Origin of the sequence: Gluconobacter sp. Dm-62 (genome assembly GCF_018256155.1) — a bacterium.
GTDB lineage: Bacteria > Pseudomonadota > Alphaproteobacteria > Acetobacterales > Acetobacteraceae > Gluconobacter.
In genome coordinates, this window is record NZ_JAERLY010000005.1 from 108,497 (window position 1) to 129,653 (window position 21,157).

Genomic DNA, 21,157 nt, shown 5'->3' on the forward strand with positions numbered 1-21,157 from the left:
CGCTATCCCGTGTTTTCAGATGATGCGGGAGACCCCGGTTCAGGCGTTCCCCTGAATGAAGTCTGCTGCCCGCTCGCTGATCATAATCGTCGCGGCATTCGTGTTGGACCCCAGCAGCGAGGGCATGACCGAGCTGTCGCAGATCCTGATGCCTTCAAGGCCATGCACCTTCAGGCGCGGATCGACGACGGACATGTCATCCCGGCCCATCTTGCAGGTGCATGTCGGATGATAGGACGTCCGGCCATGTTCCCGCGCATAGTCACGATACATCTGCATCGTCGGCTGTTTACCGCTAAAGAAACAGGTCTTCCTGATGTGCTTCTGCAAGGAGGGCTGGGAGAACATCTCGTAGCTCAGCCGCACACCTTCCGCAGAGGTTTCAAGATCAGCGGGGTCGCCCAGAAAATTGGGATCGACCAGCGGATTGAGCCTCGGATCCGCCGAACGCAGCCGGACGGTTCCGCGTGACTTCGGCCGCAGCACATAGCTGTTCAGCGTGATGCCGGACGTGCCTTTGGGAACGGACGTCACCCCTGCTTCCGCTCCCGCACCGGCGAGAAAATGGAACTGCAGATCAGGCACTTCCGAAGACGGGTTCGAGTACCAGAATGCACCGCCTTCAACCACGTTGGACGCAACGGGGCCCGAGTTGAACATCGTGTATTCAAGACCCGCCCAGAGCATCCAATGCAGCTTGCGGTATTTGTCGAAGCTCTCATCCGTCTTAAGTTCAGCCACGATATCCACGCCGAAATGGTCCTGGAGGTTCTCCCCCACGCCAGGCAGATCCTGAACGACGGAAATCCCCTTTTCCCGCAGATGCGCGGCAGGACCGACGCCTGACAGCATCATCAGCTTTGGTGTTCCGATGGCGCCTGCGGTCACGACGATTTCCTGCGTGGCCTCGGCCGTCTCAAGAGTGCCATTCGCAATGTACTGCACGCCCGTAGCCCGCGTTCCATCGAACACGATCTTCAGAACCAGTGCACGCGTCACGACTGTGAGGTTTTTGCGCCCCAGAGCCGGACGCAGATATCCCACAGCCGTGGAGCAGCGCCGGTTGTTCCGGATGGTCATCTGATAGATGCCGGCTCCGGCCTGCGATGCGCCATTGAAGTCGGGATTGTAGGGCAGCCCCAGTTCCTGACAGCTCTGGACGAAGGCGCGGCTGGTAGGGTTCGGCTCTGCAAGATTGGAAACTCCCAGCGGTCCGTTCGTCCCATGCCAGTCCCCTGCGAAAATCGCATTTCCTTCGGAGCGGATGAAGTATTTCTGGACGTCCCTGAAGCTCCACCCATCAGCACCTTCCGCAGCCCAGCGGTCGAAATCGGACGGATGCCCCCGCGTGAAGACCTCCGCATTGATGGACGACCCACCACCCAGAACCCTTCCCTGCACATAAGGGATCTGCCGGTTATTCGCATTTTTCTGCGGTTCCGTCAGAAGATCCCAGGTGTGCGGGCCGGTGGTCATCTTCGCGAAACCGACCGGCATATGAATCAGAGGATGCGTGTCCCGTTTGCCCGCCTCGATGAGACAGACACGGACGGAAGGATTTTCGGAAAGGCGAGCTGCGAGAACACAGCCAGCCGAACCGCCACCGACAACGATGTAATCAAAGCCGCTCGTCATTACGAAATCCAGTGCGAACGTTTGCCAGTCTCGATATGGACAGACTTGATCTGCGTGTATTCCTCGACGCCATACAGGCCGGACTCACGCCCCCATCCCGACTGCTTGAAGCCACCCAGAGGCGTCTCGGGACCACCGCTCATGATGGTGTTGACCCAGAAACGGCCTGCGCGAACGCGACGCGTCACCGCCAGTGCCTTGTTGATATCCTTGCTCCAGACCGATGCGGCGAGGCCGTAAACCGTGTCATTGGCAATTGCGATCGCCTCATCAACCGTATCGAAATGGAAGGATGCCAGAACCGGGCCAAAGATCTCGTCACGCGCGATACCCATGGAGGGCTTCACGTCAGTGAAGAGCGTCGGCTGGATGTACTGGCCGTTGCCGAAATCGACGATCCCGCCACCGCAAAGGAGCTTGGCACCCTCGGCCTTGCCCTTCGCGATATAGTCAAGAATGGTCTTGTTCTGCGCTTCGGTCGTGATGGCGCCGATCTGCGTTTCCGGATCAAACGGGTCTCCGACGCGGATCTTTTCCATTTTCGCGACAACGAGACGCTCGAACTTCTCGGCAACGGACCGTTCAACGATCAGGCGGCTCGACGACACGCAGCATTGCCCGGTGTTGAAGCTGATCCCGAAGGCCACGGCATCGGCTGCGTCTTCAAGGTCACTGTCCGCAAACACCACGATGGGGTTTTTGCCACCCAGTTCGAGGCCGAGCTTCTTGAGGTTGCTGTCAGCCGCCGCATGAATGCAGGACTTCCCAACTCCCGTGGAGCCGGTAAAGGACAGCATGTCGATGTCCTGATGCTCAGTCATGGCCTGACCGATCGTGCGACCCGTTCCCGTTACAACATTGAATACGCCTTTCGGCAGACCTGCATCCGCAAGAACTTCCGCCAGAAGAAGCGTCGTGGCGCTTGTCACTTCGGCAGGCTTCACGACCAGCGTGCAGCCGGAAGCGAGAATGAACGGCGCGCGCTCGCACAGGATCATGAACGGGAAGTTCCAGGGCGTGATCAGACCAACAACGCCAATGGGTTCCCGCAGGACCATACCGAACAGCCCCCCCCCCAGATTGTTGAACGTATCACCATGCAGCAGACGTGCAGCACCGGCAGCCATTTCAAAACAGGCGATACAGTGATCGATCTCACCCTTGGCTTGACTGATGGGTTTGCCGTTTTCGAGAACCTCCCAGTAAGCAATGTCGTCGCGGCGCTCGCGCAGCAGGCCCGCAGCCTTCAGAAGAACCGCGGCACGGTCCGCGGATGGCAGACCCGACCAGCTTCCATTCTCAAATGCGCGACGTGCAGCAGCTACGGCCTCGTCAAGGTCTTCACGGGTGCAACGCGGAATACGGGTGACGGGAACATCATGAGCCGGCGAAGACCGATCGAAGAATTCCTTACCTGCGTGCCATTCTCCATCAATAAAGAATCCGAACTCACGCGGCTTTAACGGTAAAGATATATTTTTTGCGACAACATTCATGAGACTTCTTCCTGCTGACTATGGGGCCGTCATCCCTTTTTTCAATGTACAGCCCGATTTTTATTCTTCTGACCTGGAAACCCCGAGAGATATTACAACGTACGATTTCCGTTCCCGGACGATCCTCACTTGCATTTGACCGGAGGCGCTCGGGTTCTAACTTCCTAACGCCTAATGCACCGTATAGTTACTTACACATATCGCAGGGGTGCACCAGCATGAAATCACGTTACGTTGATATTTTTTCTCACTTTAAGTGTGATTTTATGGGCTGCTTTTCTTTTGGGGCGGTTTCCCTCAAAAAGAGCGTCCATGTTGAGTGCGGAACAAGCCCCTGATGCCCCTTGAGAAAAGCAGACCGTCCTCCTCCTCTACGAAAAAGCGTGTTAGGGACGCGGAGGCCACAAAATTACGCATTCTCGAAGCAGCCAAGAAAGAGTTTGCAAAGAATGGGCTTGAAGGCGCACGGGTCGACGCAATTGCTCTGGATGCCAACGCAAACAAGCGCATGCTGTATCACTATTTCAAAAGTAAGGACGGGCTCTTCAGGACGGTTCTGGAACGAGAATATCTTAATATCCGGGCTGAAGAGACCAAGCTGGATCTTGAGAACCTACCACCCAGAACAGCTCTTGAAACGCTCGTTCGCTTTACATGGGAATACTACATTGCAAATCCCGAGTTCATTACCCTCGTAAACAGCGAAAATCTCTGCAAGGCCGCGCATATCAAGAACTCCCCTACCCTGAAGACGATCAGCCAGAAATTCGTTCGTCGTATCCAGTCACTTCTGGATCGGGGGGTTCGAGAAAACGTCTTTCGCGAAGGCATTGATGCTGCACAGCTGAACATCACGATTGCCTCGATAAATTACTATTATTTTACGAACCGCTTCACCGGATCGGTAATCTTCGAGCGGGATTTTACGGCGCCCGAGGCGTTAAAAGAAAGAATTACCTTTAATATCGAAACGATATGCCGTCTGGTTTGCAAGAACTGACGGTGATTTTTTATTATGAAAATCTTCCCTTACACCTCTGAATTCAGGGTCTATTTCTCCCTACAATACGACAAATATTGAATCCGGGTTACAAATTATAATCTCGTTTCGTCATTTTTCGCTTGCATCATCGATCGATGTAACGTCTATCTGATTGTGGCAGGTGCTCTTAAGCGAGTTTTCGACGCGTGTTGCGTCATTCGTTCTCCTTAGGTGTTATGATTTCGTGCGTATTTTGTGCACGACTGCTATTGTTAAAAAGGAGCCTCGTTATGGCAACAGGCACCGTAAAATGGTTTAACTCCACCAAGGGCTTTGGTTTCATCCAGCCTGACAACGGTGGCCAGGATGCGTTCGTTCACATCTCTGAACTCGAGCGCGCCGGAATGCACACCCTCAACGAAGGTCAGCATGTCTCTTACGAGCTCGAGTCTGGCCGCAACGGCAAAACATCGGCAGTGAGCATCAAGGCAATCTGATTGCCCTGATGTACATTTCGATGTGCAGAGAGCCGCCCGTAAGGGCGGCTTTTTTTATGCCCGGATTTTAGCGGCCAGCGACGTTGTAGAGGTCTCCCCCCCCCCTCGCTTCGGCATATCCGAAAATTCAGCGTAGCTAAATCTGCCATGCGCCCCGTCCCGATAGGCTCAGCTTCGCCATCACGCTGTCCGGAACAACAAGAACTTCAGATTCAAAGTTCTTATCCCCCTACCTTCAGAGCATACAGGCGACGGCCGCCTTTGATCCTGAGATTGATATCAGTGACATCAACCGGGTCGGCCGCCTGCACTCAGTCTTTTATTCGTCAGCATCCTGATCTGCACATAAGGCCGTTTAGCCCTGCTGTTGATAGACCTGTCCGTAGCGGTTGGCGAGATAAGCGGCCAGCGGAATATCCTCCTGACGGACAAAGCCCTTTGAAGGGATCTTGCCCTCTGCCAGCAGATCCAGAACAGCACAGATGGATCCTGCCGTCGTAAGCTGGATGGCAGTACGATATCCGCCCATAAACTCACCGGCATAAATGGTGCGGGCCAGAGTTTCCTGCTGCTGTCTGCCATCCCGCATTCCGGTGACGATCACCGACAAAACTACCAGATCCTGTGCCGTTCCAGGAATGGCATGCGTAAAAATGTCCTGGAGGATGTGCCGCCGCTCTGACAGACGCAGGTCCGACAGGAGGACCTTCATGATATCGCGATGTCCCGGATACCGCATGGTACGGTAATTGAGTTCCCGAACCCGACCATCATAGGTTTCACAGAGTGAGCCCAGGCCACCGGATGTATTGAAAGCCTCGTAGGTAACGCCATCGACCCCAAGGGTTTCCGTGCCTTCAAGAGCGGGAACGAGAGTGCGTCGGCCGCTGACAATGGCCTCACACGGCTCAATATACTCGTTGATCAGGCCTTCCGTACTCCATGTCAGGTTGTATCCCAGAGCATTGGAGGGGAAACGCGGCAGTGCTCCGACACGCAGCCGGATCGTATCGACCTCGTCAAAATGTCCTGCCAGATCGTGCGCGGCAATGGAGACAAAACCGGGCGCCAGACCACATTGGGGTATGAACGCGCTCGATGCACCTTCGGCCAGCGCCCTCACATCCTTCGTGGACGCGACGTCTTCGGTCAGATCCAGATAATGAACCCCGGCCGCCGCGGCAGCTTTTGCGACAGTCCGCGTCAGGTGAAAGGGAAGCGCGGACAGAACAGCGAACTGACCTTTCAACAGGTCCGGATCAAGGCCCTGAGCGATATCGGCTGTCCGGCGGGCAATCCCTTCAGGCAGCTTCAGGCTGTTGAGATAGTCTGCATGACAATCGAGCAGTGTCACACGGTATCCGCCGTGATGAAGAAGCTCTGCGATGGCTGAACCGATCTTGCCTGCGCCTGCGACTGTAACCTGCTTCATGGTCGTATCCTGTTCCGGAAGTGTTACGGACAGGATCAGGGTCGAAGCCGACGGATCTCAAGTGGCAGCATGACGGCGAAAAGGCATTCCCAGCGGCAGATTGCCGTCTATAACAGGCAGAATGACGGACCCGACTGACCAAGCCCTTCTTGATATACTGCGTCGCAATGCGCGCATTCCCACTGCTGCTCTGGCCCGCAGGCTGGGAATGTCACGCACGACTCTGCAGGGGCGCATGGAGCGTCTGGAACGGCAGGGGCATATTCGCGGCTACACGCTCCTCGAAAGTCCGGATGAGGATCTGGTACGCGCCCATGTCTCGATCGTCATCACGCCAAGACATAGTCAGAAAGTGGAACGGGACCTGAAAATGCTCCCCGAACTGCGGGAGCTTCATGCGGTCAGCGGCGCCTCCGACCTGATCGCTCTTCTGGGGGCCTCTACAACCGAAGACATCAATCGTGCCATTGACGATATCGGCCAGCTTGAAGGCGTGGAACGGACGGTCTCGGCGATTATCCTGTCGACGCGCTTTCGAAAGGGACGTTGAGACAGGCTACAGAAGGCTTCCCATCAGAAACGGCTTGATTTCAATATTGTCCGCTGTCCACTCTTCAAGAAACTGACGTTTACCGCTCATGACGGAGCCCGGATGCCGACGCCCCTTCCCACTTCTGACGCCATCACAGTCAACAACCTCCGAAAAACCTACCGGATCCGTGAGGGGGGGAGCTGGCGCGGGAAAACGCGCGATATCGTCGCCTTGGACGGGATTTCCTTTTCGGTTCCCAGAGGCCAGATCGCGGGTTTCATTGGCCCGAACGGGGCGGGAAAATCGACGGCGATCAAGATCCTGTCCGGCATCCTGCGCCCCACGTCGGGAGACGTGCAGGTCAATGGGCTGGTGCCCTGGACGAACCGCGTCGCCCATGTGGCAAGGATTGGCGTCGTATTCGGCCAGCGCACCCAGCTCTGGTGGGATCTTTCCGTTGCTGAAGGTCTGGCCCTTCTGCGCGACATTTATAGCGTCGAGCCAGAACGCTTTGCCCGCAACCGTGCCCGGCTGGCGGATGCACTGGATCTGGGCGGAATCATGGACCAGTCCGTCCGCCAGCTTTCGCTGGGGCAGCGAATGCGCGCCGAAATTGCGGCATCGCTCATTCACGACCCGGACATCCTCATTCTCGATGAACCCACGATCGGACTGGATGCGCCGTCCAAGCTCGCTGTCCGGGCATTCGTTCATGAACTCTGCCGCGACCGAGGCACGACCGTCCTGCTGACGACCCATGACATGCACGACATCGAAGCCCTGGCCGAACGCGTGATCGTCATCGGTCATGGCCGCATTCTCGCGGACAGCCCGTTCGAGGCTCTGCGCACCACCACCCTGTCCGAACGTATTCTCGAACTCGATTTCCATGGCACGCCCCCCGATCTGACGCTCCCCGCCGGTGCCCGTGAAACCGCCCGCGCGTCCCAAAGCGTCACAATCACCTTCGACCCACGCCAGATCCCGGCCCCGGCTCTTGTTGCGCATGTGGGGCACCTTCCGGGCCTCGACGACCTGCGCATCAGCCGCCCTTCGATCGACGAAATCATTACCCGCTTCTATGCGGACCACGCTGCATGAGCCTGCGCCCCTATCTCACCGCATTTGGCCTGCAATGGAAGATCGGCCTGCGATACCGGATCGCCGTTATTGCTGGACTGGTGGCGCAGATGTGGTTCGGGGCCGTCACGCTGATGGCCTATGCCTCGGTCTATCACGCCGCACCTGACGTGCAGGCTCCGCTCTCGCTGCGACAGGCCATGACCTATACCTGGATCCAGCAATCGCTCTTCACGCTTCTGCCGCTCGGCTGTCTTCCTGCCATCGGCGATGCCGCCAAGACAGGGGCCATCGTCTATGACCTGCTCCGGCCGGTCGATATGTGGAACTGGTGGCTTTCGTCCAGTCTCGCACGATTGCTGGGGAATGCAGTGCCCCGTGCGGTCCTGCTATCCTGCGTTGCCGGACCGCTTGCCATGCTTGTCGGCCTCGGCGCCTGGAGCCTTGCCCCGCCTGCAAGCCTGCTTTCCGCTATTCTGGCCCTCATCTCCATCACGCTGGGGGCACTTCTTTCGGCCACCATCGTCATGTGGTGGAATATCCTGACGGCCCGCACGCTTTCTCCGCTCGGCAGCTATGCCGTCGGAACCCCGCTGGCGGTCCTCCTGTCCGGAATGCTGCTACCGCTGCCGCTCTATCCCGACTGGATCAGGCCCTTCCTGCTCGCACAGCCTTTCGCCGGTATTACCGACATTCCCATTCGGATCTATCTCGGGACACCCATTCCGGGTGGGGTCGCAACGGGTCTGAGTCTTCAGATGTTCTGGGTGGTAAGTCTGACACTTCTCGGACGTCTCTGGATGCGTCAGACCGTGAACCGCCTAGAGGTGCAGGGTGCCTGACATGTCACAATCCCCTTCCCGCACACTCAGCGCGATTGGCCTTTACCGTCGCATGGCCGGGGCCTCGATCGTCGCGCAACTCCGCTATCCCGGCACCTTTGCCATTCAGGCTATCGGGAATTTTGTCACCACGCTTCTGGGCTTTTTTGGTATCTGGAGCCTGTTTCACCGCTTTGGCAGCATTGCCGGCTGGGATATCGGCACGGTTGCCGTCCTGTACGGGCTGGTGAACGTCGCCTTTGCCGTGGCTGAAACGCTGGGGCGTGGCTTTGAAGTCTTTGGCGGCGAATATGTCCGGACAGGGAGCTTCGATCGTCTGCTCCTGCGACCGCGCTCGACCCTGCTTCTGCTTCTGGGCCATGAACTCCGCCTGCGCCCGATCGGACGCTTCCTTCAGGGCGCGTTCGTCCTCATTGCCGGGCTCTGGCTCGCACCGCATGTGCAATGGAGCGCGCTCCTTGTGCTGCCCAGCGCCATTGCAGGTGGAGCAGCCATGTTCCTCGGCGTTCTAATCGGCCAGGCCGCGTTGTGCTTCATCACGGTCGAGGGGCTGGAAGTCGTGAACGTCCTGACCTATGGCGGCGTCGAGGCCGGACAGTATCCGCTGACCATGTTCGGCCGCTGGCTCCGGCGGTTCATCACCTTCGTCCTGCCGCTCGCAGCCGTCTGCTATTATCCGGCTTTGTTCAGCCTTAACCATCCAGACCCTCTAGGCATGCCCACATGGATCGGCAGCCTTTCGCCCCTTGGTGGATTTGCATTTCTCGGCGTCATGGTCCTTGTGTGGCATCGGGCCGTGGCGGGATATGTCTCCAGCGGGAGCTGAAAAGCCGGGCTTACGAGCCCGTGCCCATCAGTGACACATGAGCAGCAATGATTTTCCACCCGTCGGTCGTGCGGAACCACGTCTGGCTCTGACGCCCGATCCGTTCCGCCCCGATGCGCCGGAATTCCAGATCCACGGTCGCAACATCCTGACCCACAGCCGTAATAACCCGCCGCAGAACCTCACGCGGTGGAGATCCTCCTGTCCGCCCCCGTCGAAAAGCCTGAATTTCCTGAAATCCGTACAGGTTCTCGCCCACTCCGTAACGGACCGTTTCGGCACCGTCGTAAAAGAGAGCGTCCAGTTCGTGCAGGATATTGTCCCCCAGCGCTTTTTCATAACGGTCTGACATCTCGGTCACCTCCGCCAGAACCTGAGGATCATTCAGGGCGGGAACAGAATGCGATGTCACTTTTTGATCTCCCACAGAGCGACCAGGAGGGCCTTCCCATTGCTCTGAAACATATCAGTCCTTCGGAAAAGCGCCATCTCGCAACAAAACCAAAACGCTCGAACAGTAACGAAAATCTGTATTTAAATTCATAAATATAGATTAATCTGTTTAAATGATAAAAATTTATTAATGCGCCACCAAAAGTAAAAAACCGTCCATAAATCACGATTTAAAAGACGTTGTATTTCAGGACCAGTATCGTCCCGGTTTCCCTTCCTTGCTCAAAATCTGTCGGGAACCGAGCTGAATGAATGCCATTGTCATCACCGCGCTGAGGCGACCGCTCACCTTTGTCGTCCTGTCGATCATGATCGTGATGCTTGGCGTCATGTCCATTTTCAAGACACCAACGGACGTCTTTCCAAACATCAACATCCCCGTCGTTTCGGTCGTCTGGACCTACGGCGGCATGCTGCCCGAGCAGTTCGCCGGACGCATTATCTATAATTACGAACTCAATGTGACCTCGACCGTCGAAGGTATCGAGCACATGGAGTCCAACTCCTATTACGGTCGTGGGATCGTCAACATCTACTTCCAGCCCGGGACCGATATCGGCCCGGCGGAAGCGGATGTCGTCGCCATTTCCCAGACCGTAATCCAGCAGTTGCCGACGCATATTCCTGCACCGATGGTCATGCGGCTTGAGGCGTCGTCCGTGCCGGTCATTTCGCTTCAGATCACATCCGATAAACAAACGCCGTCGGATCTGTTCAAGCTTGGCGTTATTTCCGTCCGGCCGCTTCTGGTTACGGTTCCCGGCTCCGTCGTGGCGCATCCCTATGGCGGGATGGACAGCTTCGTCATGATCGCGCTGAACCAGGCGCAGCTTCGGGCGCATCACCTGTCGGCCATGGACGTTCAGGCCGCCATGCGCGACCAGAACATCGTGCTTCCTGCGGGCGATCAGAAGATCGATGCGACCGACTGGATGGTGCAGACCAACGCCACCCCCACCAGCATGAAAGCCATTGGCGACATTCCGGTGAAGCGCGTGGGCAATGCGGTCATTTACATCCATGACGTGGCGGACGTGTATCGCGGCGGCCATCCGCAGACGAACGTGGTTCTCGTCAAGGGACGTCAGGGCGTGGAAATCGTCGTCATGAAGGGCGGCGGAGCCTCGACGCTGGATGTGGTCAACGGCGTGAAGGACCTCCTCCCCCGTCTGCGCCGCATCCTGCCGCCTGACGTTCATGTCTCGGTCCTGACGGATGCTTCGACCTTCGTGAAGGATTCCATCAAGGACGTCGTTCGTGAAATGGTCACGGCCGCGTTCCTGACGGGGCTTGTGGTGCTGCTGTTCCTCGGGTCCTGGCGCTCAACGATCATTATTGCGACGTCGATCCCGCTGGCCATCCTGTGCTCGATCATCGGGCTGGGCTGGGCCGGACAGTCCATCAACGTCATGACACTTGGCGGTCTGGCGCTGGCGGTCGGTATTCTCGTGGATGACGCCACCGTCATGATCGAGAACATCGACACCCATCTTGAGATGGGCAAGGGTCTCGAAGACGCCATCATCGATGCGGCCAACCAGATCGTGGTGGCGACATTCGTTTCCACGACCTGCATCTGCATCGTCTGGCTGCCGCTGTTCGAGCTGGACGGCGTGGCGGGCTTCCTGTTCCGCCCGATGGCCATGGCCATCATGTTCGCCATGATCGCCTCCTTCATCCTGTCGCGGACGCTCGTTCCGACGATGGCGAAATACCTGCTGACCGATCACGTCAACAGCGGCCTGCACGGTGAGGAGCATGAAGCCCTTCACATGGACCAGACGGTCGCCGGTGGCCCGCGCAAGGGGTTCCTTGGCCGCTTCCAGCAGGGATTTGAGCGTGGTTTTACCCGCTTCCGGGAGGGCTATAACCGCGTCCTGACCCGCTGCGTCGAGCGCCGCATTGCCTTCGTGGGCGTGTTCCTCGGCGTCTCGCTGCTCTCGCTCGGGCTTTATGCCACCGCAGGGCGGGACTTCTTCCCGGAGACGAAATCCGGCCTTCTTCAGATGCATATGCGCGCGCCTCTGGGCATGCGGATTGAAGTGGCTGGCCGGATTGCAGCCCTCGTGGACGACCGTATCCATCAGATCCTGCCCGGCAAGGTCGAGGACATCATCAGCAATTGCGGCCTGCCCGAAGGTCCGCACAACCAGGCCTTCATTCCAACACCCAGCATTGGAACGCAGGACTGCGACCTGACCATCACACTCAAGGACGAGGCCTCGCCGGTCTGGGATTACCGCCGCCTGCTCCGCAAGGATCTCTCGGCACAGTTCCCCGGCACGGTCTTTACGTTCCAGCCGGCTGACCTGACGGCCAAGATCCTGAACTTCGGGGCGCCGTCTCCGATCGACATTCAGGTTTCCGGCCCCGATATCCGCCAGAACTACGCCTATGCACGCTCCATCCTCGGCCAGCTCCGGCATATTCCGGGCACTGCGGATGTCGTGATCCAGCAGACCATGAAGACGCCAACCCTCATGGTTCAGGGCAACCGGACCTTCAGCCAGGCGACCGGCCTGACCGAAGCCGATCTTGCCAATAACGAGCTGATGGCGCTGTCAGGAAGCTCCACGGTCGATCCGCAATACTGGCTCGACCCGAGCGACAACGTGACCTTCCCGCTCAACGTCTATGTCTCGCAGGACCAGCTCACCCATCTGACGGACCTGATGACGATCCCCGTGGACAAGGGCGACGGAGACCCGAGCGGTACCCAGACCCAGCTTCTCGGCGCCATCAGTGCAATCAAGGCGACCGGCACACCAGGTGAAGTCTCGCACTACAACTCCATGCCGGACATCGACATCTATGTGTCGGCGGAAGGCACCGATCTGGGCTCCGTTCTCGATGGTGTACACAAGGTCCTGAACGACACGGCCAAGACCGTTCCGGCATCCGCTCAGGTTGATGTCCGCGGTCAGGCCACGACCATGCACGGGGCTTATAACCAGCTCGTGCTCGGCCTCGCCGTCTCGGTGGTGCTGATCTATCTGCTGATCGTGGTGAACTTCCAGTCCTGGCTGGATCCGTTCATCATCATCACGGCGCTGCCCGGCGCGCTGGCAGGGATCGCCTGGGCGCTGTTCCTCACACATACGCGCCTCTCCGTCCCTGCGCTGACGGGTGCGATCATGTGCATGGGCACCGCAACCGCAAACTCGATCCTCGTGGTCTCCTTCGCCCGCGAGCGGATTGAGGAACATGGCGACGCCCTGCGCGCCGCCGTGGAAGCCGGTTACGGGCGTATCCGTCCCGTCATCATGACCGCTCTGGCCATGGTGGTCGGCATGGTGCCGATGGCGATTTCCAACTCCACCAATGCTCCGCTCGGCAAGGCCGTGATTGGTGGCCTGATCGTCGCCACCATCTCGACCCTGCTGTTCGTTCCCTGCGTCTACGCAATTCTTCACAACCGTCCCGCGCGCCACAAGGAGACAGTCTGATGGCCTCCCTTTCCCGTAAGTTCATTCTTGGCGCGGGAGCCTGCGCCGTGGGCCTCTACGTCGCATTCCTCGTCGTCGATCGCGTCCATGCCGTCAGCACCCTGCGCGCAGAAACCAATGCCGCCGCCATTCCTGACGTGTCGGTCGCCTCGCCGCACCGCACGAGCCCCAAAGTATCCCTGACACTGCCCGGCAATATCGACGCCTGGTATCAGGCACCGATCTACCCCCAGGTCTCTGGCTACGTGAAAATGTGGTACAAGGACTATGGCGCGCATGTAAAACAGGGCGACGTTCTGGCGGAAATCAACGCGCCGGCGCTTGATGCCGAATATGCGCAGGCCAAGGCCAGCCTCGCTTCAGTCATGGCGAAATATAACCTGGCTTCCGTCACGGCGAACCGCTGGCGGGCCATGGGCAAGTCCCAGTCCGTATCCGGCCAGTCGGTCTCGGTCGCCAATGCGAATGAACAGTCCGCCAATGCTGAAGTACAGGCCGCACAGCGCAATGTGGATCATTTCGAGGCGCTCGAACGCTTCAAGCAGCTCGTGGCCCCGTTCGACGGGATCGTCACGGCGCGTTCGGTCAATGTTGGCGATTACGTCAATAATGGCGGTGGCGGCCTGAATGCGACCGGCAGCGCGTCCGAACTCTTCACCGTGGCCGATACGGACAAGCTGCGCCTGTTCGTCTCCGTGCCAGAAGTCTTCTCCTATGTCCTGCAGGACGGCATGACCGCACAGGTCACCGTGCCGCAATATGCGGGCAAGACCTTTACGGCGAAGTATCTGACGACGTCCAAGGGCTATGACCCCAATACGCGCACGGCCATTGCGGAATTCGTGCTCGACAATCCCGGCAATCTGCTCTGGCCCGGTACCTTTGCCTCTGTCGCCCTGACGGCGAAGAACACGGATGCCAACCTGTATGAAATCCCAAGCGGCAGTCTCGTTTTTGAAGAAAAAGGCATGCAGGTCGCCCTCGTGGATGCCACCAGCCACGTCCATTACGTCAATGTGCAGGTGGGCCGGATGGCGGATAGCTCGACGGAAATCCTGAGCGGTCTCAAGCCCACGGACCGTCTCATTAACAACCCGCCTGCCGACCTGCTGGAAGGTGATGTGGTCCATGTCGTCACCCCGGCGCGTGGCTATAATGAAAGCGGGTTTGAGACTGATAATGACTCCTCCGACAATGACGGGGACGAATGATGATCCCAGCCACGTTCCGACGCCTCGCACTCACCGGTGGATCAGCCCTCGCGCTGATCAGCCTCTCGGCCTGCGATCTGGCACCAACTTATAAAGCCCCGAACTTCGTCGTCCCCTCGAACTGGCAGGGGCAGGCGCCCTTCGCTCTGGCCACACCGGCGGATACGGCGCTGCCAGCCAACTGGTGGACCATGTTTCAGGACCCACTGCTGAACGATCTTGAAGCACGGGCCACGGCTGATAACGGCGATATTCAGGCCGCGGCCGAGCGCTTCATTCAGGCGCGTTCGCTCGTTGTGGCGGCACGGTCTGAATTGCTGCCGCATGCCAGTCTGGATGCAGGAGCCTCGGACAACAAACAGTCCGCCGACCGACTGTTCCGCAATGGCGCGACCCAGACCCAGACCAGCGAGGATTATGGGGGGCTGGTGTCATGGGAGCCTGATTTCTGGTCGTCCATCCGCAACCGCGTGCGGGCGCAGAAACAGTTCGCCCAGCAGCGCGCCGCCGATTTCGCCATGGCGCGCCTGAGCACGCAGGCCGAACTGGCGCGCGATTATATCCAGCTGCGGGGTTATGACGCGCAGGATGCGATCTACGAGCAGTCCATCGGCTATTATGAGCGGGCCGTCCGCATTACGGAAAATCAGGTCCAGAATCAGGCAGCCCCTCGCCTCGATCTGGCGCGTGCGCAGGCGCAGCTCTACACCACGCAGGCCGCCCGTCTGGACATTCAGGCCGCACGACAGGTTACGGAACACGCCATCGCGGTGCTGACCAACAGTTCACCGTCGAGCTTTCATATCCCTGCCAGCCCACAGTTCCATTTCATCCAGCCAACGATCCCGACGGACGTCCCCTCAACCCTGCTTCAGCGCCGCCCGGACATCGCCTCGTCCGAACGCGAGATGGCGCAGGCCAACCGAGAAATCGGCATTGCCCGTGCGGCGTTCTATCCGCATATCGCGCTCAAGCTGAATGGCGGGTTTGAAGCCAACGGATTTGATCTGGCCAATCTGGCCAACTCGCTATGGACCTATGGCGCAAGCTTCCACATGCCGCTGTTCGATGGAGGTCTACGCCGTGCGGAGCTTCAGAGAACATGGTCGGCCTATCGCGAAACCCGCGACGACTATCGCATGAAGATCCTGTCAGCCTTTCGCGAAGTGGAAGACGGCCTGTCCCTGACAGAGCGTCTGACGAAGGAAAACGCGGCGCTGGAACAGGCGGTCAAGGCCAACCTTTCCACGCAGAACATGACCATGACGCTCTATCAGGGTGGCGTTGGAACCTATCTTGAAGCCATCGTCAGTCAGGAAAACACGCTGGAAAGCCGCATCCATCAGGTCGAGGTTGCGACACGCCTCTATCACGCGGATGTGGACCTGATCCGCAGCCTTGGTGGTGGCTGGAACGTGAAGGATCTGCCGACCATGGACCAGACCCTCTCGATCACGCCGCTGCAATACGACAACCTGCATCACCCCAAACCCGTCGGAGACGTCACGGCGTCCCAGCACCCCGAACAGTTCGAAAACCTGACAACAGGACTGCCAACGCCACGATGACCGGACACGCCTGTCCGGTCAGGGCAGGCGTGTTTTCATCTGAGGCTCAGGAAAAAATCCGTTCCATCCATACCTCGATACTGTCTCCACTGCTGATCTGCGGATCAATCAGTCCGTCAACCATGAAAGTCGGGGAGACATGAATGCCGTTCTGCCGTGCATATTTGCAGTGCCATTTGACGGCCTGCTGAAGCTCAGGGACGGCAAAGGCCTCAGCCAGTTCCAGTCCGCTATAGGCCTCGATCCGCCGGATAATATCGTTGGGTGTTGCATCCATATTCGGACCGGAACAGTGATCCCGAAACTCGAACTCCTCCCGGTGCTCTCCCACAACGGTCATGACAGTCCGCGCGGCCTCCCGGCCGTTTTCCAGCGTGGAAGCCGCCAGAATGCAACGGACGATCACGCCTGAAAACATATGCCACGGCTGTGACTGCAACCGCACCCTGACTGTCAGCCGATCTTCTCCAGCGGCCTTCAGGAGCCCGTCCAGCTTTCCAAAAGCCCGCACTGAAAACGGGCATGTCGGTTCGAGAAAAACTTCGAACAGCTTTGGCCCATGTCCCCACACCAGCGGCGCGACGGAGAGGGAAGTCGATCCTGTCATGATGTCTGTAATCCTTGTTACATTCTAAAGGCATTGACCTTTTCAGAAGTAACGATCCAATAAGCAGTCAGGTTCTGCTGGGCCTGTGCTTTACCCCGGCCCTTGCCACGAGTAGGCTTTCTTCATGCGTTACGTGATTCTTTCCAGCCTGTTTCTGCTCGCATCCTGTTCTTCTGCGCCATGGGTTACGGGGCACACGGACAGCAAGTGCATCCGGGAGCAGATGCTGAGTGGGGCCCAGGGCAATCCCCGCCCCTTCGCCACCGCAGCGAGCCTCTGCGCTGCCGCCATCCGTCACGACAACGGTGGTCATGACCGCCCGCTGGACGTACGCGACGACACGACCCTTCAGGCCATGGCCGAAAACCCGGATTTCAACACCACCGGGCTTGCGTTCGTTCCGCGCGATTCCAAAACGCGCATTCCCGGCGGGATACGCAACATCAATATCGACTGAGCCTGCGTGGAAACATTTCCGTTTCCCCGCACCCGGTCACCAAGGAAGGTCTTTAATGTTCAGCCACATCATGCTGGGTAGCAATAACATTGCCCGTTCCAAGACATTTTATGATGCCACACTCGGCGTCATCGGCTGTACGCCTGCGGAACCCGATGCAAAGGGCCGTCTGGCCTATGTCCATTCCGGCGGACGTCTGCTCATTACGAAGCCACTGAACGGCGAGCCTGCAACCGGTGCCAATGGTGAGACGATCGGTTTTGCCATGAACAGTCCCGAACAGGTCGACGCCTGGCACAAGGCTGGCGTCGAGAATGGTGGCGAGGCGATCGAAAACCCGCCTGGCATCCGCCACACCGCAATAGGCGACCTCTATCTCGCTTATCTGCGCGATCCAGACGGCAACAAGCTCTGTGCCCTGTACAAGGCCGCCTGAAGCTAACCTTGGCGGCAAGGTTGTCTGCCGGGCTGCCCTGCGGCATGAAAGGGGCCAATACGTTCCTTTTTCCTGTCGCAGGTTCTCAAGATGTCCGAACATACCCCCATTGGTCTCGAAAACGGCGCAGCGCCCGTCGCGGCGCTCACCCATTCAGGCAATTTCCACGTCGACGAGACCATGGGCTATGTCATCCTTCATTACGCCCTTGCCCCCCACGGGGACCTGCGGGCGCGCGTTCTCGAAGAGAAGTCTGCCGACCGGCTGACCTTCATCCGCACACGCAACCCGGATGTTATCAAATCGGCCGATATCGTATTCGATGTGGGCGGCCTGTATGATCCGCCGCATGGCCGCTACGACCACCACATGAAAGACAAGCCCCTTCGCGAAGACGGCACGCCCTACAGTGCCGCCGGTCTCCTGTGGAGGGACTATGGGCACGCAGCCATCCGCAACATTCTGGTCGCGCCGGTTGATAACGCCACCGTAGACCTGATCTGGAAAAGCCTCGACAAGTCTCTGATCCTGCCGATCGATCAGGATGACAACGGTGTGGTCAAGATGGGCAAACTTTCCCTGGCCGACATCGTCTCCGCATGCAGTCCGCCGTGGGATACGGCCGAAGTTTACGGACGGCAAGAAGCCCGTGCCCGGGAATCCCTTGGGTTTGCCAATGCCGCCACCGCCGTTGCCTCGCATCTGATGAACGTCGTCGACCGTGTTCGTGCCAGCCTCAAGGCAACGGACCGCGTGCTTGCAGCTTATGAAAATGCCGAAGACAGGCGCATCCTCATCATGGGAACCGGCATGCCGACGGAGAAAGTCATTTTCGAACACGACCTGCCGGTTGTGTATGTTGTCTCTCCCGCCGGATCCGAGCAGTGGAACGTCAAAGCGGTTCCTCCCGTTCGTGGCGATTTCGGACAGCGCGTTTCCCTACCAGAAGCCTGGGGCGGTCTGGAACGGGAGAAGCTGGCTGCTGTCTCCGGCGTGTCCGATGCCGTGTTTGCCCACCCTGCCCGTTTCATCTGCGGCGCGGGCAGCCGCGACGGTGCCATCCGCATGGCACAGCTGGCACTGGAAATTGCCGGGGTCTGACAAAAAAAGGACGCGATATCAATATCGCGTCCTTTTTCAGGTCAGGGCCGGAACAAGAAAGCTCCAGCCAAACAGTTCTGCGGATCAGGCCAGCAGATAGAAAACCGTCGCGGCGACACAGACTGTCACCGGCAGCGTCAGCAGCCAGGCCATTACAATCTTCGTCAGCATCTTCTTGTTGATCCCCGATCCGGCAGCAACCATCGTTCCGGCAACGCCGGACGTAATGATATGCGTCGTCGAGACTGGCAGCCCGGTATATCCCGCCGTCATGATCAGACCCGCACCAACAACTTCGGACGCAGCACCCTGTGCCGGTGTCAGATGTGTCGTACCAATTCCTTCGCCCAGCGTCCGCACGATACGCTTGTAGCCAATCATCGTGCCGATACCCAGACAAAGAGCGCTCAGCAGACGGACCCACCCCGGTGCATATTCAACAGTCGGGCGCAGTTCGGCTGCAAGATGAGACGCAAGTTTCTTGTCCGCATCCGACGCGGCCGGGTTGGCCGCAACCGAGCGCAGACCGGACAGAACCTGATAAACATCGCCACGCAGTTCAGACGGAGCTTCAGTCGGCTCGCCCGTCTGCGAAAGACGGTTGATCGAGGCAACAGCATCTCCCTTGAAGGAATACCGGTCATACTGCGTCACCAGCGGCAGAGCCTGCTGCGCATCCTGACGGATCTGCTCGATGCTGACGGGCGAAGCAGGGTTGAGCGCAAAGGCGGCGGGCATGATGCCGATGATCGTCAGCATGATGAGACCAATGCTCTTCTGCCCGTCATTGCTACCATGTGAGAAGCTCACGAGCGTGCAGGTCAGAACCAGAACGGCGCGTACGATCGGGTTTGGCTTCTGCTCAGGCGTCGGTGCCTTGTACATTTCCGGCATCTTCACGAGGGAGCGGATAAGGAAATAAAGCAGGAGTGCACCGACAAAGCCCAGCAGTGGCGAGACCGCCAGAGCACGAAGCACTTTCCAGATCTGGCTCCAGTCTACGCTGTGGCCGAGTTCGCGGGCGTGAACGAAGGAGTCACCGATCGCAATGCCGACCAGCGATCCGATAACGCAGTGCGAGGACGAATTCGGAATCCCGAACCACCACGTCATCAGGTTCCAGGCCAAAGCAGTTCCGAAAAGCGCGACCAGCATCGGGACGGCCGGGTTGCCGCTTGGGGGTGAAAGCACGTCCGGCGGCAGAAGCTCCACAAGCGCGTAAGCGACAGAAATGCCGCCCAGGATCACGCCCAGAAGATTCATCAGCCCCGACCAGACAACGGCAACGGTCGGCTTGAGCGAATTGGTATAGATAACTGTTGCAACAGCATTGGCCGTATCATGAAAGCCATTGGCAAATTCAAAGACACAGACAAGAACAAAGCAGAGGCATAGCGCGATAAGCGAAGCCGCTGACGAGGGGTCAAAATGAAGCATAAGGTTCCGGATTCCGTTATTTCGAACCCTGCCTTAATCTATTTTAGAAATTTTTAGTTATGACGTTTCTGGTTTTCATAAAATATTCATAGTTACGACTTTAGACATAAAAATATAGAAATATGCTCGATCTCATTCCTGTACCAAGCAGATTCACACTGCACTGCTACTGAACGAGTGCTTTCACCAGCGCCTTGAGCGCCTTCTGTGCAGCCTTTGATCCCCATTCACGCAGGAGCTCCCGAGCCTGCGGCTGCTTCGAAAGGCCCTCCGGCGTTTCCCTGATGGGTGGCATGGCGCTGACATGATCTTTCAGGGAGGCGGGCAAAGCGGGAAACGGATCAATGTTCACCAATTGGATCAGAAGAGCCACACTGGTAATCTTGCAAGTAGGATGGCGCGTATTCAGACAGACATACGCGCCAGTACCGTTCGCCGCCGGATCATAAATTGCTTTCCAGGTTACGGCTGGAACCGGGATACGCCCTTTGCCGATTGTCTGAGCCCGATCCGGATCATAGCCCGGGCCGGTCACGATAAAGATTTCTCCCTCCTGCCGGGCCCATCCTCTGACGGCGCTTTCCACTCCTTCCCAGGGTCCACGGTTCAGCTCTGCTGTCTGCGGTACGATATTGGAGAGAAGAAAAGACTGCTGCTGGGCCTCAATTCCAGGTTCGTCCCCGCTTGGCGTCATGTGCCCACGATCGTAACCCGAGGCCCTATAATCCTCCAAAGATGCTCTCATGCTGTAAGGAAGGCGTGTGTCGAGGAAAAAACTGCCCTGACGCCGCGTACGATCCGCAATTTCCAGATTTTCTTCTGTCAGATCCTCGGCTGACCATAACGGCCCCTTACTGGCCTCTGAGACAAGAACAGCATACGCGGAATTACAGAGCTGGACGGTGCCGATCCGCGCCGTCTCCCCCAGAACAGCGGGAGGCTGCCCTTCCGCAAACATGGCCGGACAGGTGTCTGCCCGTGCCACATGTAAAAACAGCAAAAACAGAACCGGAAGATAAAGAATATATTTCAACAGCGTCTCACACGCCCGGTCTCGTGAGGTCTGGTCCGGGTCGGGGCGGTGTTAATACAGCCTCCAGCCCTGCACAACCAATTGAT

The 21,157-nt window shown here is 58.2% G+C and carries 19 protein-coding genes; 12 read left to right on the plus strand and 7 right to left on the minus strand.

What is annotated here, in order from left to right; genetic code table 11:
• Nucleotides 1-39: 39 nt before the first annotated feature.
• Nucleotides 40-1,635 (minus strand): GMC family oxidoreductase, encoded by a 1,596-nt coding sequence (locus tag JK202_RS07730; protein ID WP_211559850.1) that lies wholly within the window; start codon nucleotides 1,633-1,635, stop codon nucleotides 40-42.
• Nucleotides 1,635-3,131, minus strand: coding sequence for an aldehyde dehydrogenase family protein (locus JK202_RS07735; RefSeq protein ID WP_211559852.1), 1,497 nt, complete (start codon nucleotides 3,129-3,131; stop codon nucleotides 1,635-1,637). The genes JK202_RS07730 and JK202_RS07735 overlap by 1 nt, the downstream gene beginning before the upstream one ends.
• 337 nt (nucleotides 3,132-3,468) lie before the next feature.
• On the opposite strand from JK202_RS07735, the gene JK202_RS07740 reads away from it, so the two are divergent.
• A complete protein-coding gene (locus JK202_RS07740; protein WP_211559854.1) occupies nucleotides 3,469-4,131 on the plus strand; it encodes a TetR/AcrR family transcriptional regulator in 663 nt (220 codons plus the stop codon).
• Between the two features lie 272 nt (nucleotides 4,132-4,403).
• The gene (locus tag JK202_RS07745) at nucleotides 4,404-4,610 is read left to right on the plus strand and encodes a cold-shock protein (RefSeq protein WP_024717199.1); all 207 of its coding nucleotides are present in this window, start codon (nucleotides 4,404-4,406) and stop codon (nucleotides 4,608-4,610) included.
• Between the two features lie 355 nt (nucleotides 4,611-4,965).
• Here the strand turns inward: JK202_RS07745 and JK202_RS07750 are convergent, their stop codons facing one another.
• Entirely contained in the window at nucleotides 4,966-6,042 is a 1,077-nt protein-coding gene (locus JK202_RS07750) for a saccharopine dehydrogenase family protein (protein ID WP_211559856.1), read from the minus strand.
• Nucleotides 6,043-6,163: 121 nt separating this feature from the next.
• Here JK202_RS07750 and JK202_RS07755 point away from each other — a divergent pair, with 121 nt between their 5' ends.
• The 4 genes from JK202_RS07755 (at nucleotide 6,164) to JK202_RS07770 (ending at nucleotide 9,322) form a co-directional block, all read left to right on the plus strand.
• Nucleotides 6,164-6,592, plus strand: a complete 429-nt coding sequence (locus tag JK202_RS07755) for an Lrp/AsnC family transcriptional regulator (protein ID WP_211559858.1) — start codon at nucleotides 6,164-6,166, stop codon at nucleotides 6,590-6,592.
• Between the two features lie 102 nt (nucleotides 6,593-6,694).
• The gene (locus JK202_RS07760) at nucleotides 6,695-7,675 is read left to right on the plus strand and encodes an ATP-binding cassette domain-containing protein (protein ID WP_211559860.1); all 981 of its coding nucleotides are present in this window, start codon (nucleotides 6,695-6,697) and stop codon (nucleotides 7,673-7,675) included.
• Nucleotides 7,672-8,496, plus strand: coding sequence for an ABC-2 family transporter protein (locus JK202_RS07765; protein WP_211559862.1), 825 nt, complete (start codon nucleotides 7,672-7,674; stop codon nucleotides 8,494-8,496). The genes JK202_RS07760 and JK202_RS07765 overlap by 4 nt, the downstream gene beginning before the upstream one ends.
• A gap of 1 nt (nucleotide 8,497) precedes the next feature.
• Nucleotides 8,498-9,322, plus strand: coding sequence for an ABC transporter permease (locus JK202_RS07770; protein WP_211559864.1), 825 nt, complete (start codon nucleotides 8,498-8,500; stop codon nucleotides 9,320-9,322).
• Nucleotides 9,323-9,332: 10 nt separating this feature from the next.
• On the opposite strand, the gene hpxZ is transcribed toward JK202_RS07770, so the two are convergent.
• Nucleotides 9,333-9,734: an oxalurate catabolism protein HpxZ gene (hpxZ, locus tag JK202_RS07775; RefSeq protein WP_211559866.1), complete on the minus strand. Its 402-nt coding sequence runs from the start codon at nucleotides 9,732-9,734 to the stop codon at nucleotides 9,333-9,335.
• A gap of 289 nt (nucleotides 9,735-10,023) precedes the next feature.
• On the opposite strand from hpxZ, the gene JK202_RS07780 reads away from it, so the two are divergent.
• From JK202_RS07780 to JK202_RS07790, 3 genes are read left to right on the plus strand one after another with little or no spacing between them, the layout of a single operon-like run.
• Entirely contained in the window at nucleotides 10,024-13,221 is a 3,198-nt protein-coding gene (locus tag JK202_RS07780; RefSeq protein WP_211559868.1) for an efflux RND transporter permease subunit, read from the plus strand.
• Nucleotides 13,221-14,432, plus strand: a complete 1,212-nt coding sequence (locus JK202_RS07785; RefSeq protein ID WP_211559870.1) for an efflux RND transporter periplasmic adaptor subunit — start codon at nucleotides 13,221-13,223, stop codon at nucleotides 14,430-14,432. Before JK202_RS07780 ends, JK202_RS07785 begins: the two co-directional genes overlap by 1 nt.
• On the plus strand, nucleotides 14,432-16,000 hold the full coding sequence (locus tag JK202_RS07790; protein ID WP_211559959.1) for an efflux transporter outer membrane subunit: 1,569 nt from the start codon (nucleotides 14,432-14,434) through the stop codon (nucleotides 15,998-16,000). The genes JK202_RS07785 and JK202_RS07790 overlap by 1 nt, the downstream gene beginning before the upstream one ends.
• A gap of 46 nt (nucleotides 16,001-16,046) precedes the next feature.
• On the opposite strand, the gene JK202_RS07795 is transcribed toward JK202_RS07790, so the two are convergent.
• Nucleotides 16,047-16,607, minus strand: a complete 561-nt coding sequence (locus JK202_RS07795; RefSeq protein ID WP_211559872.1) for a thioredoxin — start codon at nucleotides 16,605-16,607, stop codon at nucleotides 16,047-16,049.
• A gap of 124 nt (nucleotides 16,608-16,731) precedes the next feature.
• On the opposite strand from JK202_RS07795, the gene JK202_RS07800 reads away from it, so the two are divergent.
• The 3 genes from JK202_RS07800 (at nucleotide 16,732) to JK202_RS07810 (ending at nucleotide 18,601) form a co-directional block, all read left to right on the plus strand.
• On the plus strand, nucleotides 16,732-17,064 hold the full coding sequence (locus JK202_RS07800) for a hypothetical protein (RefSeq protein WP_211559874.1): 333 nt from the start codon (nucleotides 16,732-16,734) through the stop codon (nucleotides 17,062-17,064).
• Nucleotides 17,065-17,119: 55 nt separating this feature from the next.
• On the plus strand, nucleotides 17,120-17,500 hold the full coding sequence (locus JK202_RS07805) for a VOC family protein (RefSeq protein WP_211559876.1): 381 nt from the start codon (nucleotides 17,120-17,122) through the stop codon (nucleotides 17,498-17,500).
• A 90-nt stretch (nucleotides 17,501-17,590) separates the two neighbouring features.
• Nucleotides 17,591-18,601, plus strand: a complete 1,011-nt coding sequence (locus tag JK202_RS07810; RefSeq protein ID WP_211559878.1) for an MYG1 family protein — start codon at nucleotides 17,591-17,593, stop codon at nucleotides 18,599-18,601.
• A gap of 84 nt (nucleotides 18,602-18,685) precedes the next feature.
• Here the strand turns inward: JK202_RS07810 and JK202_RS07815 are convergent, their stop codons facing one another.
• Both JK202_RS07815 and JK202_RS07820 read right to left on the minus strand, forming a co-directional pair.
• A complete protein-coding gene (locus JK202_RS07815) occupies nucleotides 18,686-20,038 on the minus strand; it encodes an inorganic phosphate transporter (RefSeq protein WP_211559880.1) in 1,353 nt (450 codons plus the stop codon).
• 166 nt (nucleotides 20,039-20,204) lie between these two features.
• Nucleotides 20,205-21,071 (minus strand): DNA/RNA non-specific endonuclease, encoded by an 867-nt coding sequence (locus tag JK202_RS07820; protein WP_249199790.1) that lies wholly within the window; start codon nucleotides 21,069-21,071, stop codon nucleotides 20,205-20,207.
• Nucleotides 21,072-21,157 lie beyond the last annotated feature (86 nt).